The 14,685-nt window shown below is 22.8% G+C and carries 15 protein-coding genes; 4 read left to right on the forward strand and 11 right to left on the reverse strand.

Annotated features, from left to right (window positions below; genetic code table 11):
- Positions 1-19: 19 nt before the first annotated feature.
- Positions 20-898, reverse strand: coding sequence for a PASTA domain-containing protein (locus tag DM817_RS00600; RefSeq protein ID WP_113738142.1), 879 nt, complete (start codon positions 896-898; stop codon positions 20-22).
- Positions 899-928: 30 nt separating this feature from the next.
- On the opposite strand from DM817_RS00600, the gene DM817_RS00605 reads away from it, so the two are divergent.
- Positions 929-1,918 carry a D-alanine--D-alanine ligase gene (locus DM817_RS00605; RefSeq protein ID WP_113738143.1) on the forward strand — a complete coding sequence of 330 codons (990 nt, stop codon included), beginning with the start codon at positions 929-931 and terminating at the stop codon, positions 1,916-1,918.
- A 124-nt stretch (positions 1,919-2,042) separates the two neighbouring features.
- Here DM817_RS00605 and feoB read toward each other — a convergent pair whose 3' ends face one another.
- Positions 2,043-4,112, reverse strand: coding sequence for a ferrous iron transport protein B (gene feoB / locus DM817_RS00610; RefSeq protein WP_235610884.1), 2,070 nt, complete (start codon positions 4,110-4,112; stop codon positions 2,043-2,045).
- On the reverse strand, positions 4,096-4,338 hold the full coding sequence (locus DM817_RS00615; RefSeq protein WP_113738145.1) for a FeoA family protein: 243 nt from the start codon (positions 4,336-4,338) through the stop codon (positions 4,096-4,098). The genes feoB and DM817_RS00615 overlap by 17 nt, the downstream gene beginning before the upstream one ends.
- Before the next feature lie 119 nt (positions 4,339-4,457).
- On the opposite strand from DM817_RS00615, the gene rseP reads away from it, so the two are divergent.
- Positions 4,458-5,795 (forward strand): RIP metalloprotease RseP, encoded by a 1,338-nt coding sequence (gene rseP, locus DM817_RS00620; protein WP_113738146.1) that lies wholly within the window; start codon positions 4,458-4,460, stop codon positions 5,793-5,795.
- Here the strand turns inward: rseP and DM817_RS03035 are convergent.
- The gene (locus tag DM817_RS03035; RefSeq protein ID WP_235610885.1) at positions 5,742-6,083 is read right to left on the reverse strand and encodes a 5-formyltetrahydrofolate cyclo-ligase; all 342 of its coding nucleotides are present in this window, start codon (positions 6,081-6,083) and stop codon (positions 5,742-5,744) included. The two genes, rseP and DM817_RS03035, sit on opposite strands and share 54 nt — an antisense overlap.
- A 301-nt stretch (positions 6,084-6,384) precedes the next feature.
- Positions 6,385-7,179 carry an alpha/beta fold hydrolase gene (locus tag DM817_RS00630; RefSeq protein ID WP_113738147.1) on the reverse strand — a complete coding sequence of 265 codons (795 nt, stop codon included), beginning with the start codon at positions 7,177-7,179 and terminating at the stop codon, positions 6,385-6,387.
- A gap of 99 nt (positions 7,180-7,278) precedes the next feature.
- Here DM817_RS00630 and DM817_RS00635 point away from each other — a divergent pair, with 99 nt between their 5' ends.
- On the forward strand, positions 7,279-8,052 hold the full coding sequence (locus DM817_RS00635) for a type III pantothenate kinase (RefSeq protein ID WP_113738148.1): 774 nt from the start codon (positions 7,279-7,281) through the stop codon (positions 8,050-8,052).
- A 12-nt stretch (positions 8,053-8,064) separates the two neighbouring features.
- Here the strand turns inward: DM817_RS00635 and DM817_RS00640 are convergent, their stop codons facing one another.
- The gene (locus DM817_RS00640; protein ID WP_113738149.1) at positions 8,065-8,475 is read right to left on the reverse strand and encodes an HIT family protein; all 411 of its coding nucleotides are present in this window, start codon (positions 8,473-8,475) and stop codon (positions 8,065-8,067) included.
- Positions 8,468-8,950 (reverse strand): transcription elongation factor GreA, encoded by a 483-nt coding sequence (gene greA, locus DM817_RS00645; RefSeq protein WP_113738150.1) that lies wholly within the window; start codon positions 8,948-8,950, stop codon positions 8,468-8,470. Before greA ends, DM817_RS00640 begins: the two co-directional genes overlap by 8 nt.
- Before the next feature lie 177 nt (positions 8,951-9,127).
- On the opposite strand from greA, the gene DM817_RS00650 reads away from it, so the two are divergent.
- The gene (locus DM817_RS00650; RefSeq protein ID WP_113738151.1) at positions 9,128-9,601 is read left to right on the forward strand and encodes a thermonuclease family protein; all 474 of its coding nucleotides are present in this window, start codon (positions 9,128-9,130) and stop codon (positions 9,599-9,601) included.
- Here DM817_RS00650 and murA read toward each other — a convergent pair.
- From murA to DM817_RS00670, 4 genes are read right to left on the reverse strand one after another with little or no spacing between them, the layout of a single operon-like run.
- On the reverse strand, positions 9,587-10,894 hold the full coding sequence (gene murA, locus DM817_RS00655; protein WP_113738152.1) for a UDP-N-acetylglucosamine 1-carboxyvinyltransferase: 1,308 nt from the start codon (positions 10,892-10,894) through the stop codon (positions 9,587-9,589). The two genes, DM817_RS00650 and murA, sit on opposite strands and share 15 nt — an antisense overlap.
- Entirely contained in the window at positions 10,894-11,499 is a 606-nt protein-coding gene (locus tag DM817_RS00660; protein WP_113738153.1) for a DUF4290 domain-containing protein, read from the reverse strand. Before DM817_RS00660 ends, murA begins: the two co-directional genes overlap by 1 nt.
- Complete coding sequence (locus DM817_RS00665; RefSeq protein ID WP_113738154.1) at positions 11,489-12,523, reverse strand: cation diffusion facilitator family transporter; 1,035 nt, start codon at positions 12,521-12,523, stop codon at positions 11,489-11,491. Before DM817_RS00665 ends, DM817_RS00660 begins: the two co-directional genes overlap by 11 nt.
- A gap of 28 nt (positions 12,524-12,551) precedes the next feature.
- Positions 12,552-14,666, reverse strand: coding sequence for an ATP-dependent helicase (locus DM817_RS00670; RefSeq protein ID WP_113738155.1), 2,115 nt, complete (start codon positions 14,664-14,666; stop codon positions 12,552-12,554).
- Between the last annotated feature and the right edge of the window lie 19 nt (positions 14,667-14,685).

Genomic DNA, 14,685 nt, shown 5'->3' on the forward strand with positions numbered 1-14,685 from the left:
TTTTCTATTCCTATTTTTTTTATTCTTGATATGTATCTATTTTTTGTATAACTTTTTCTTGAATTTTATCCTCTTTTTTGTTTATATTTTTCGAAGGCTTAGATTCATATTTTGGGATTAAATTATCGAATAATTCTTTTGAATTATTCGATCTTAACCAAAGATATATCGGTATATTTTTATCCTTTATTTTTCCAGGATAAGGTTCTTGACGGTAAACTTTTGCATTATTTATAGAATCATCATCCAATGATTGGTCATCATAAAAATTAATAATGTTAAATAATTTTTTTTTCAAAGTATAAGTAGCAGAAGATAAAGACATTCCAATAACATTTGGAACTATAAAATCATTTTTTTCATATCCTTTTCCAACTATTAAGGTAATTTTATCTTTATTTGGTAAAATATATCCAGATGGAATGGATTTTCCTTTATAAAAAACTTTTAGAACAATATCCTTAGATAGATTATTCATATATTTTATATTTTTTACTAGTAGATGATTAGCATGAATCAATTTCATTGCTATATGTTTATGCTTATTTATTATATTTGGTAATACAGTGGATTGAAAATTTTTTGGATTAGCTTTTATATATATAGATCTCCCTTTTTTAACATAATCTCCAGCTTCTGGAAAAAAGGAAATAACTTGAAAAGGATTAAAATAGGGATCATAAAAAGATGTATCTACATCGTATTTTAGTCCTAATTTATTTAAAATAGATAAGGATTGATTTAAAGATAAATAATGAAGATCAGGAACTCTTACATAAGAACCATGTTTTGTATAAAAATCAACCCATTTTAATGAAAAATTAATTATTTTATATAAAATAAATATAGATATTAACAAATTTAAAATTAAAATTAAACAGTATTTCAAATATCTCATACTGAATAAATATAAAATAAATAAAGAATAATGAAAAAGATTGCTATTATTATGGGAGGGTATACAGAAGAATCTATCATTTCATTAAAAAGTGGAAAAGTAGTTTACGAAAATTTAAATAGAGAAGAATTTGATCCTTATCAAATTTATATATTCAGAGATAAATGGGTTTTAATAGGGGGGGAAAAAAAAGAATATTCTATTAATAAACAAGATTTTACAATTAATCTTACAAGTAATAAAATTTTAAAATTTGATTGTGTATTTAATGCTATTCATGGAACTCCAGGAGAAGATGGAATTTTACCAGCTTATTTTCATTTATTGAAAATTCCCTATACAGGATGTAATTTTAATCAGGCAAATGTTACTTTTAATAAAAAGTATTGTTTAACCTTATTAAAGGAATTTGGAATTAATACAGCAGTTTCCTTTTTTTTGAATCAAAATCAACCTATTTTCGAAAAAAAAATTATAAAAAAAATCGGATTACCATGTTTTGTAAAACCTAATAGATCCGGATCTAGTTTAGGTATATCAAAAGTGTATAAAAAAGAAGAATTATTGCCTGCTATAAAAAAGTCTTTTAAAGAAGATAACGAAATAATTATTGAATCTTTTCTAAAAGGAATTGAAATTTCAGTAGGAGTTATTTCGTTTAATCATGAAATTACAGTATTACCAATTACAGAAATAATTAGTAAAAATGATTTTTTCGATTTTGAATCAAAATATAACGAAAAATCTCAAGAAATTACACCAGCTCGATTACTTCCAAATATTGAAAATAAAATTCAAAAATTAGCAAAAAAGATATGTAAAATTTTAAATTTATCTGGAATATCTAGATCGGAATTTATTCTTGTAAATGGGTCCCCATTTTTTTTAGAAATTAATACGGTTCCTGGTCTTTCTAAAAAAAGCATTTTTCCAAAACAATTAAGTATTGCTGGGATTTCTCTCTCTAATTTATTTAAACAATTAATAAATTATTCTATTGAAAATTCAAAAAATTTATAATTTACAATTACATTTTTTTTTACAAAAATTCCTTTTTTTTGAAAAAAAATTCAAAAATTTTTTGAGTAAAAAAAGAATAGAATACGAAAAAAATAGACCAATCATAATATATTGCCACATTTTGTTATTTTTTTAATATTTGATAAATGAAAAAAGAAGAAAAATAAGCTAATGTTGTCATAAAAAAGAATTGTATAATAGGCCATTTCCAAGATTTTGTTTCTTTTTTTACTGTATATAAGGTACTCATACATTGCATAGAAAATGCGTAAAAAAAGAGTAAAGAAAATCCTGTTGCTATATTGTAAACAGGTTTTTTTGTATCATAAAATTGTTCTTTTTTCATTTTTTCTTTTAATAAAAAATTTCCTTTTTCTATCTTATAGACTGATCCCATTGTACTAACAAAAACTTCTCTTGCTATAAGAGAAGATATCAAACCAATTCCTATTTCCCAATTATATCCTAATGGTTGAATAAATGGTTCTATTTTTTTTCCTATTAAACCTAAATAAGAATTAGGAAGTTCTTTTTTTTTTATTATTTTTTCCAAAAAAATAGAATTTTTATTTGATAATTCTTTTGAAGGACCAAAAGATCCTAATACCCATATTAATACATTTACTAACAAAATCATTTTTCCTGTATTAAAAATAAAAGATTTTATATTTATCCATAGTGGAATCCATATATTGATGAATATAGGATATTTATAAGTAGGCATTTCCATAATAAGATAACTTTTATAATCTTTTTTGAGAATAAAATAATGAATAATCATGGAAATACTTAAAGCAGAAAAAAAACCTACAAGGTACATTGCCATGAGTACTAATCCTCTTAATTGGATAAAATACCATTTTTTATCCGGAATAATTAAAGAAATGATTAATGTGTAAATAGGTAATCTAGCTGAACATGTCATAAAAGGAGTTACTAAAATAGTGATTAATCGATCTCTAGAATTTTCTATATGTCTAGAAGCCATTATTGCTGGAATAGAACAAGAAAAGCTAGAAATAAGAGGAACGACACTTTTTCCATTTAATCCAAATGGACGCATCATCCTATCCATTAAAAATATTACTCTACTCATATAACCACTTTCTTCCATAAGAAGAATAAAAAATAATAAAATAAAAATTTGTGGAATAAAAGTAATAATAGTACTAATTCCAGGTAAAATACCTTGTATAAAAAAATGATTTAAAGGCCCTGGATAAAATGTTACCAGTTTTTTTTGAAAAATATAAAAAAAAAATTCTATAAATCCTTTAGGATTTTCTGATAAAAAAAAAACACTTTGAAATATAATGAATAATAAAAAAAAGAAAATTAAATAACCCCATAAAGGATGGACCAATAAATATTTATCTATTTTTTTTTGAAAATTCAAATAATTTTTTTCTTTATCCGAAATAAACTCAAAAACCGTTTTAGAAAAAATGAAACTTATTTCCTTATATCTATACAGTATTTCTTGAATTTGTAATTTTTTAGAAATAATATTATGTTTTTTTTTAATTTGATTTAAAATTTTATCTTTTTTTTGAAAAAAAATTCTATTATTAGCTAAATAATACCAAGCTCTATAAGAATTAACTGAATAATAACTTTTTACATTTTTAATAGCAATGATATAATCCAATTTTGGATTAAAAAAAAAGGAATTATTTTTTTTTTGATAGTTTATTTTATTTATTTTATTTTTAACTTTTTCTATTCCTATTCCTTTTCTTGCATTAATTGATACAATTTCTGTTATCAGAAATTTTTTTAATTTTTTTATATTAATAAAAATTCCCTTATTTTTTGCTTCATCAATCATATTTAATATGAATAGAACAGGGAACCCTAAATCTTGTATTTGTCTAAGTAAAAAAATACTTTTTTTTATATTAGAGGAATCCGCTACAACAATAATTTTATCTGGATAATCATTTACGTTTTTTTTATCATTTAATAATCTACAAACTATCTCTTCATCTTCAGATGATGGATATATGCTATAAATCCCAGGAAGATCCATGATTTGATAATATATTTTTTTGTAAAAAAAATATCCTATTTTTTTATCAATTGTTACACCTAAGTAATTTCCTACTTTTTGATTAAGTCCAGTTAATTTGTTAAATAAAGAAGTTTTTCCAACATTTGGATTTCCAATAAGAGCCAATTTAATTGTTTTTTTCATTATTTAAAATAGGTTCTATTAGAATATTTTCTGCCTCTTTTTTTCGTAATGTTACACAAGATTGATCATAACTAATACAAAGTGGATCATAAAAAATAGAAACGAAAAGTATTTCAAATTTAACACCAGGTAAAAGACCTAATTCTAATAATTTTATAGGAAAATCTTCATTTTTATATCCCTTAATAATTCCTTTTTCTCCTTTTTTAAGATTAGATAAGTTCAAATTTATGTGTATTTAAAAAAATTAAATAATTAAATATACTTCTAAGTAGATATGTATTGTAAAAAAAGAAAATAAAGGTTTAAATTTATCTAATTTTTGAAATAAATATGTTATAATTTATGACTTCTATTCTCGTTAGATCCATACAGTTATTGTTTAGTGTTTCTATATTGATAGTAATTCATGAATTAGGACACTTTTTGTTAGCTAAAGCATTTAAAGTACATGTAGAAAGATTTTTTTTATTTTTTGATCCTTGGTTTTCTATATTCAAAAAAAAAATAGGAAAGACTATTTATGGAATAGGGTGGATTCCTTTAGGAGGATATGTCAAAATATCTGGAATGATGACAGAAGAAAATAAAAGTTCTTCTACAGAAAAAAAAAGTATAAAAGAGTGTAAATTTCGTTCAAAATCTTCAGTAAAACAATTATTAATTGTTTTAGGAGGAATTATTTCCAATGTATTGTTATCTATTATTATTTTTTCTTTTTTGTTATTTCAATATGGAGATATTTTCCTTCCTACAAAAAATGTAAAATACGGAATTGAAGTAGATTCTTTAGGGGAAAAAATTGGATTACAAAACGGAGATAAAATTTTATTTGTAAATGGAAAATTTATACCCTATTTTAATGATATTCCTAAATCTATTATTTTAGGAAATTCCATTACTATAGATCGTATGGGAAAAATTATTCATTTATCATTAAATGACGATAAAAAAAGATATTTTTTTGATAGAAAAGAATTTAATTTTTTTATTAAACCTCGTATTCCTCCTATTATAAATTACGTAATGAAAAATTCGGGGGCATATAAATCTGGATTGAAAAATAATGATGAAATTTTAGCAATTAATTCGGAATTTATTTTATTTTCCGATCAATTAAAAGATATTTTATCTAAATATAAAAACCAAATTATATTAGTTTCTATCAATAGAAATGGAAAACTTTTTCAAAAGGAAATTTTTTTAAATCAAAAAGGTATATTAGGAATATATTTGAAGAATTTTATAGATATGGATCAAATTTTTTCATTCGAAAAAAAAAATTATTCTATAATTGAAAGTTTACCTTATGGTGTAAAAAAATCTTGGGAAGTTTTAAAAAATCAAATATTTTTTTTAAAAAATGTTTTTCATCTAGAGACTAGAGCTTACAAACATATAGGAAGTTTTTTTTCTATGGCTAAGGAGTTTCCTGATCAATGGAATTGGGAAATATTTTGGACATTAACAGCTACTTTATCTATATGGTTAGCCTTTTTGAATTTATTCCCTATTCCATCATTAGATGGAGGTTATGTATTATTTATTATCATAGAAATGATAACTAAAAAAAAGATAAACGAGAGAATTTTTGAACGTTTTACGATCATTGGATTTCTAACTATTAGTTTAATTATGGTTATGGTCATTATTTGGGATATTTTTAAAGTATTTTTTTCTTGAATTTTGAAAGAAAAAAGTATGATTCATAGTGATTCCTATATCTATTGTAAGATCGTATTTATGTATTGGTTTAATACAATTGATGGGATCAAATAAACTTAATCCTATTTTTAGAATATTTTTTTTACATAGTGTAAGAAATCTATCATAAAAACCTTGACCGTAACCAATACGATATCCTTTTAAATCGAAAACTAATAATGGAATAAATATAACTTCAATAAAATAAGGTGGAATAATATTTTTATTTATAGGTTCCGGAATTCCATATTTATTTATTTTTATCAATGTTTTTCTATCAAAAAAACAATTATCTATAGATAATTTATGAAAATTTGAATAAGGAATTGTTATATATTTTTTTTTTTAAAAAGAAAATTAATAATGAAAAACGTATTTATTTCATTATTTTTCTCTATGGGTAAAAAAATATGATAATATTTTTTATTCCATATGAATAGTTTTTTGACTTGAAAAAATATTTCATAACTTTTTTTGAGTACTTCATTTTTTGAAAAAGATTTTCTGTAAAATAGATATTTTTTTCGTAATTTATTTTTATTCATTTTATATAAATAGTAATTATTTATTATTTTATGATATTCATAAATTTTTCTAATATTTTACTTATTTCTTTAGGTTTTTCTATAGGGCCCATATGACCTGTATGTATCTCCATGAAATGGCAATTATATCCAAATTTTGCTTCTTCACGTATTTTTTTTTCATTAATAATTAAATCATGTAACCCAATTATATACAATTTTGGAAATTTGGTTTTTTTTAATAAAAATGTTCTATCTTTTCGAATTAACATCCCTCTTAAAAAAGAAATTGCACTTTTAACGGAAATCGATAAAGTTATTTTTTTTAAAAAATGAATTTCTTTTTGCAATAGATCTAATTTTTTAGGATTGAACAGTTTCTGTATACTATGAGAAACAAATAAAGGATAATTATTTATTGCAAATTGGATAGAACGAATTCTATTTTTCTTTCTTTCTTTTGTATCTGATTCTGCGGTAGAATTAAGTAAACACAAACCTAAAAATATTTCTGGATATTTTTCTGCAAGTGCAAGAGCAATATATCCCCCCATAGAATGACCAACAAAAATAGATTTTTCTATATTTTCTTTTTCTAAAATAATTTTTACTATATCAGCTCCCTCTTCCATAGTAAAAATAGTTTTTTCTTCATAGGAAGAACTTTTTCCATGACCAGGAAAGTCAATTAAAATAATTTTATATTTTTCATAAAATATATCATAAAAAAAATTCCAAATTTCTGAACTTTCCATAAATCCATGCAAAAAAACAATAGATTTACCACTTCCTTTTATTTTGTAATAAATTTTTTTTTGATTATGAAAATATATAAACATATTTTTATATTAATAACAAATAATTGACAAACAGTATTATACTATGAAATTTTATTCAAATTTAATGACATTTTTTATGATTCAAAAATGAATTTAATAATGTTATTAACTATAAACATTGGAAATTCCAGTATTCGTTTTGGACTATTTATTAATAAGAATAAATATAATTTTAAATGTAATTATTCATGGATTATTAATAGCAATCCAAAAAGATCATTAGATGAATATATTTTATTGTTTAGGAATATATATCAACAATATGGAATTTTTTCAAAATTAATAAAAAATATTGTTATTGGATCTGTAGTTCCCCCCCTTACGAATATTGTAGAACAATCTTTATATGAAATACATAAAATAAAACCTATAATAGTAGATAGATATTCTTCTTCTCCAATAAGACACTATTCTCATCAATTAGGAACAGATTTGTATGCTAATGCTATAGCTGCATATACATTATACAATAAAGAAAATATTTTAATAATAGATTTTGGAACTGCATTAAGTTTTACCTGTATAGATAAATATGGGAATATTAAAGGAGTTATTATTGCACCAGGAGTTAATAGTTCATTATCCACATTGATTGGTAATACTGCTCAACTTTCAAAAATAGAATTAAAAAAGCCACCCCATATATTAGGAGAATATACTGAAACATGTATACAAAGTGGAATGATTTATGGATATTTAAGTATGGTGGAAGGGCTTATTAATCGTATTAATAAAGAATTAAAAAAAAATTGTTTTGTAATTGCTACTGGAGGTCTTTCGCATATATATACGCCTTTAACTAAAGAGATTCACTTGAAAGATAAGTTACATACAATAAAAGGATTAAAAATTCTATTTCATTGGAATAAATAAAATCAATGATTATTATTTTTCAATTTCAATAGATTTTCTGATTTTTTTTGATAAATTTTTAAAAAATTTTTCCGATAGATCTATTCTTTTTTTAGAAAAATCTCCATCACTTTCTTCATCCATAGGAATTAAGTGGATATGAGCATGAGGAATTTCAAATCCCAGAACAAATATTCCTATACGATTACAAGGTATTATTTTCTCAATACCTATAGCTACTTTTCGAGTAAAAGACATAATAGAGATAAATTCTTTTTCTGTAAGAGAAAATATTTTTTCTATATTTTCTTTTTTTGGGATCACTAAAGTATGTCCTATTTTTAATGGATAAATATCTAAAAAAGCTAAATGATTGTAAGTTTCTGCTATTTTATAAGCGGAAATTTCATTTTTAATTATTTTTGTAAAAATATTTTTATTCACTAAATCCTATTTCTAAAATTTCATAATCAAGTATCATCTTATTAGGTAAATTAATATGGGCCATTTCTCCTACTTTTTTTCCAAGTAATCCTGTAGATATAGGAGTATTTATAGAAATTTTTCCTGATTTTAAATCGGCTTCTCCTTCTGGAACTAAGGTATATATTTGTTCTCCACCATAGGTTATATTTTTAACTCTTACTGTAGATAGAATAGAGACCCTAGTTCTATTTATTTGTGATTCATCTATAATCCTTGCATTGGATAATTTTTTTTTAAACTTAGCTATATTCATTTCTAAGAATCCTTGTGCTTCTTTGATTGCATCATATTCTGCATTTTCTGAAATATCTCCTTTATCTCTTGCTTCAGCTATTTGCATGGATATTTTTGGACGTTCTATGTTTTCTAGTCTTTCTATTTCTTGTTGTAATTTTTTTAATCCTTCTTTAGTTATATATTCGAATTTTTCCATAATTTTTCATTATTATTGTATTTAATTTTTTTCATTTATTTATATTATCTAATATAAAGTTAATTGATTTTGTGAATAATAATAAATTGTATAAAATGTATAAAAAATTATTTTTTATTCAATTATTGATTTATAGATAAAAATTTGAAAAATATTTTTTTTAAAAAATAATAAAATATGGCTTTTTTTATTCAGTTATTTTTCATTATTTCATTATCGATAATATCGCAAATTACAGGAAAAGTAATTCAAATTTATGATGGAGATACTTTTAAAATTATTTCTGAAAAAAAAATGAAAGATTACAAAATAAGAATTTTGGATATAGATTGTCCAGAAAAAAATCAAGCTTATGGAATAATAGCAAAAAATTTTTTAATAAAAAAAATTCTGAATAAAATAGTGATTATTAAAAATATCAAAATAGATAGATATAATCGTTTTGTTGGATTAGTATTATATGAAAAAAATAAAGATTTAGGAAAAGAGATAATCAAATCAGGGTTAGCTTGGGTATGGAAATTTTCTAAAAATATTCAATATAAAAAAATAGAAAATATAGCGAAAAAAAATAAAATTGGATTATGGAGAGAAAAGTCACCAATTAATCCATATGACTGGAGAAAAAGTAAAAAATTATACTATTCGTGAAATTTTTGCTCCTAAAATACGTAATCGTTGATCAATATTTTCATATCCTCTATCTATTTGTTCTATATTTTTGATGATACTAGTTCCTTTAGCAGAAAGTGCCGCTATTAAAAGTGCAATTCCTGCCCGTATATCTGGAGAATTTAAGATAGAACCTCGCAAATAAGATTGATGGTTTAATCCAATAATAGTTGCTCTATGAGGATCACATAATATTATTTGTGCACCCATTTCAATCAGTTTATCTACAAAAAATAATCTACTTTCGAACATTTTTTGATGAATCAAAACACTTCCTTTTGCTTGAGTTGCTACAACTGTTAAAATACTTAATAAATCTGGAGTTAATCCTGGCCATGGTGAATCAGAAATTGTTAATATAGCGTTATTTAATAATTTTTTTATTTTATAATATTTTTGAGATGGAATATAAATATCATCATTTTTTTTTTCTAATTTTATACCCATTTTTTTAAATGTATTTGGAATAATTCCTAAATTTTTCCAACTAACATTTCGAATTTTTATTTCGGAACTAGTAATTGCTGCTAATCCTATCCAACTTCCTATTTCTACCATATCAGGTAAAATAGTATGTGTACATCCGCTTAATTCTGTAACTCCAATAATATGAATTAAATTAGAACCTATTCCTTTTATTTTTGATCCCATTCTATTCAATAATCTGCATAATTGTTGAATATAAGGTTCACAAGCAGCGTTATAAATAGTTGTTTTCCCTTTCGCTAAGGTAGCTGCCATAATAATATTAGCTGTTCCTGTTACAGAAGCTTCTTCTAAAAGAAGAAATTTTCCTGTTAAATATTTGGAAGAAATATAAAAATATTGATTTTCTTTATAAACTATATGACTCCCTAAGGATTCAAATCCTCTTAAATGAATATCTAAGCGTCTACGACCAATCCGATCCCCTCCAGGAATTGGCATACATACTTTTCCAAATCGAGCTAATAAAGGACCTGCAATCATTATAGATCCTCTAATAGATTTTCCATACTCAATAAAAAATTGGTTTGTGTTTAAATACTCAATATAAATTTCTTTTGCTTGAAAAGTATAATCTCCAATATTATTTTTTTTGATTATAACTCCTAAATTTTTAAGAATTTGTATCAAACATTTAACATCTCCTATTTCTGGAATATTTTTTATTCTTATTTTTTCTGATGTTAATAAAACTGCGCATAAAACTTGTAAAGCTTCATTTTTTGCACCTTGTGGTTGTATTTCCCCTTTTAAAAAATTTCCACCTTCTATTTTAAAAGAAGCCATTACTTTTGATAATCATGTTTTTTTCTCATATAATTTTTTTTTCTTTTTGGATTTAAAAGATAGGAACATTGTAATAATGGATTAGTTTTATTCATTAAACAGATTTTTCCTTTTGAAAGGTCTTTTAAATCTTTAAATATGACATCATCTTCTACAATATTTTTATTCCACCTTAAATAATTTTTCTTCATGGTATTTGCTATAGCATAAAATAATCCTTCTTTTTTTTTACTATTTTTATAATTTATTGCTACATATATCATGTTTCTTATAATTTTTCCATAATATCGAAAATTAGTTAAATAGTCAGGGTAGACCACTTTTTTACAATGATCAATTTTTCTTTTTTCTGGATTTGGTTTTGGAAATGGAGTATCAATATCTAATTGATATTTAGACATAATAAATAATTGATTCCATAATTTATGCTGAAAATAAGGAATTTTAAATCTAGGATTGGAATACGTCATTAATTTAATGATACTCCATGCACAACGATTACGTTCTTTTCTATTTTTTATTTTTATCGCATAATCGATCATTTTATGAATATTTCTTCCATATTCTGGTATAACCAATTTGAAACGATTAGTATTATATTCCATATTGATTTTTATTTATAAAAATAAGATCTTTTCTTTTATTATTATTGTAATATGAAGTTTTATCTAACGTCCAAAGAATTTTTTTTTGAAAAAAATTTTTTCTAACTTTACATAACCTATTAAAACAGGTAAAACAATGATTTGATTTGCAAGCATCTACGTGGACAGATAATTCTACTTTATTTCCGAATTTATCTTTTGTTAGTTTTGTTAATTTTTGTATTTCTTTATTAGCATCTTTGATATTAAAAAACCATGGTACTGTTAAATGACAATCAACATGTAAAGCACTTCCATATTTAATAATTTTTAAATGATGAAGATCAATCCAATGACTATTTCTTTTTTCATTGATATAAAAAGATAACTTTTTTAAAAGTTTTTTATCAGATTCATCCATAATTCCAGCTGTAGCAGATCTTAATAATTTTAATCCTGTATACAAAATTAAAGAGGAAAAAATAACAGAAATAATAGAATCTATCCATATACATTTAGTTATATTTAATAATATTAATCCTATCACAATACCAAAAGTAGAATAGGTATCTATTTGAAGATGTTTTCCACTAGCTATTAATGTTAAAGCTCCATTTTTATTTCCTATTTTACAGGCAAAAATACCTAAAAAGTAATTAATAATTGCGGTAAAAGACATTAGATAGACTCCATAATTTAATCTTAATAAGAAGATAGTTTCATGATTTTTTACACGTATAAAAGTTTTTATAAAAATAATAATTCCTACGAAAAAAATTAAAAAACCTTCTATTGCAGTGGATATAAATTCTATTTTTCCATGACCATATGGATGATTTTGATCTTTGGGCAAAGAAGAAACATAAAGACTATATAAACCTATAAATCCACTAATTATATTTGTGAGACTTTCCAGAGCATCACTAAATATAGAAATAGAAGAAGTTATATACCAAGTAATTAACTTAATTAAAAATAAAATTACTGCTACGAAACAAATCAGTTTTTGTAGACTAAAATTTACTTTTATCTTTTTATCTTCCATAATAAAATAAAAATGGATAGGAAAAAGTTTATGAATAAATAATGAGTTTAGCTAATTTTAGTAAAATTTTTTTTTCTCCTGATTGTTGAAATTTAATTATGGCTATTTCATTTTGTCTTTGTATATCTATAATTGTTCCTATTCCAAAATTTTTGTGAAATACTTTTATTCCTTTTTTTATTAATGTTTTTTCATAATCAGTTGTTTTGAATTTATATGAATCATTAGAAATTGATATTTTTTTTTTCTCAATAAATTTTTCATTGATTTCATGAATAAAACGACTAGGTATATTCATCATTTTTTTCCCCCATAAAAAACGATATTTTGTATAAGTTAATATAGCTTTTTTTTGAGCTCTAGTTAAAGCAACATAGAATAAACGACGTTCTTCCTCAAGTTTTAATTGGTCTTCTAAACTAGATTTTGAAGGAAATAAATTTTCTTCTAATCCTGTAATAAAAATAACTGGAAACTCTAACCCTTTAGATAAATGAATGGTCATTAACGAAACTTTATTTTCTCCTTCATTTTCATTTATTCCTTCTCTTAAAGAAAAATATTGTAAAAAACCAGATAAACTTATATCTCCATTTTTTTTTAATTTTTTTTGATCATTAATATAATGAGAGATATTATCTAATATAAGTTGAAAATTATCATGATTATAATTATTTTTTTTCTCTTCTTTTAATAAAAATTTTACTATATATTTAGCTATTTCATATATATTTTTATCGTTTAATTTTAAACGAAAATTTTCTATTGTAGAAATTAAACTTTCTAAATTATTTTTTGTTTTTTTATGTATTTTTATGTATGGATGATATATATTCAGATTTTTTAAAATATTATATATAATTTCATTTTTTTTTTTAGAAAATATTAATAATAATTTAACAGTTTTTTGATTGTTTATTTTTTTTTTTATTATTCTTAATAATGATTCCTCATCTTTTGGGTTATTGATAATTCTAAAATAAGATAATAAATCTTGAATTTCTTTACGTTTATAAAAAGATATAGATCCACCTATTTTATTATAGGGTATATTATTTTCTTTCATTGCATATTCTAAAATATGGGATTGAGTATTTGTTCTATAAAGAATAGCAAAGTCTTTGTTTTGAAATTTTTTAATTTTTTTCTGAAAAAGAATATAATCAGCAATATATTGTGCTTCTTCTTTTTCTGAAAAAGCTCCATATATTTTTATTTCATCTCCTTTTTCGTTTTTAGTCCAAATTTTTTTAAAAAGTTGATTTTTATTAAAAGAAATAATTTTATTAGAGGCCTCTACTATGTGATTAGTGGAACGATAATTTTGTTCAAGTCGAAAAATTTTTGCTTCATTGTAGTCTTTATGAAAATTTAAAATATTTGAAATATTTGCTCCCCGAAAAGCATAAATACTTTGCGCATCATCTCCAACTGCAAAAACATTTCTATATTTAAAGGAAAGATTTTTAATGATAGTACTTTGAGAAAAATTGGTATCTTGATATTCATCAATCAATATATATTGAAATTTTTCTTGGTATTTATGCAGTATATTTGGAAAACGAAAAAATAAATAATTTGTGTGTAGTAATATATCATCAAAATCTAAAGCTTCTGCATTGAAGCATCTTTTAACATAAATTTCATAAATTTTTTTTATATCCTTATAATAGAATTCTTTTTTTTTTCTTAATTTATCGAATAAATTATTTTTATATTCAGATATTTTTTTTATAATATTTTTGGGACTAAAAGAGGTTTTCAAATTTGTATCGTCTAATATTTTTTTGATAACATTTTCTGAATCTCTTTGATCATAAATAGTATAATTGGATTTATAACCAAGCCAATGAGATTCTTTTCGTAAAATTCCAGAAAATATAGAATGAAAAGTACCTAATGAGATTAAACTAAAATTAGATTCATTTATCATATTTGAAATACGATTTTTCATTTCTTTAGCCGCTTTGTTAGTAAAAGTTAAAGCCAATATATTAGATGGATTTATTCCTATATTATTAATCATATGAACAATTCTATGTGTTAGAATACGTGTTTTTCCAGATCCAGCCCCAGCGATAACAAGAATTGGGCCATTAATGGTTTTGATAATTTTACGTTGCAAACTATTCAATCTATACATACATATATATAATTCATAT

The sequence above is a fragment of the Blattabacterium clevelandi genome (assembly GCF_003268615.1).
GTDB classification, from domain to species: domain Bacteria; phylum Bacteroidota; class Bacteroidia; order Flavobacteriales; family Blattabacteriaceae; genus Blattabacterium; species Blattabacterium clevelandi.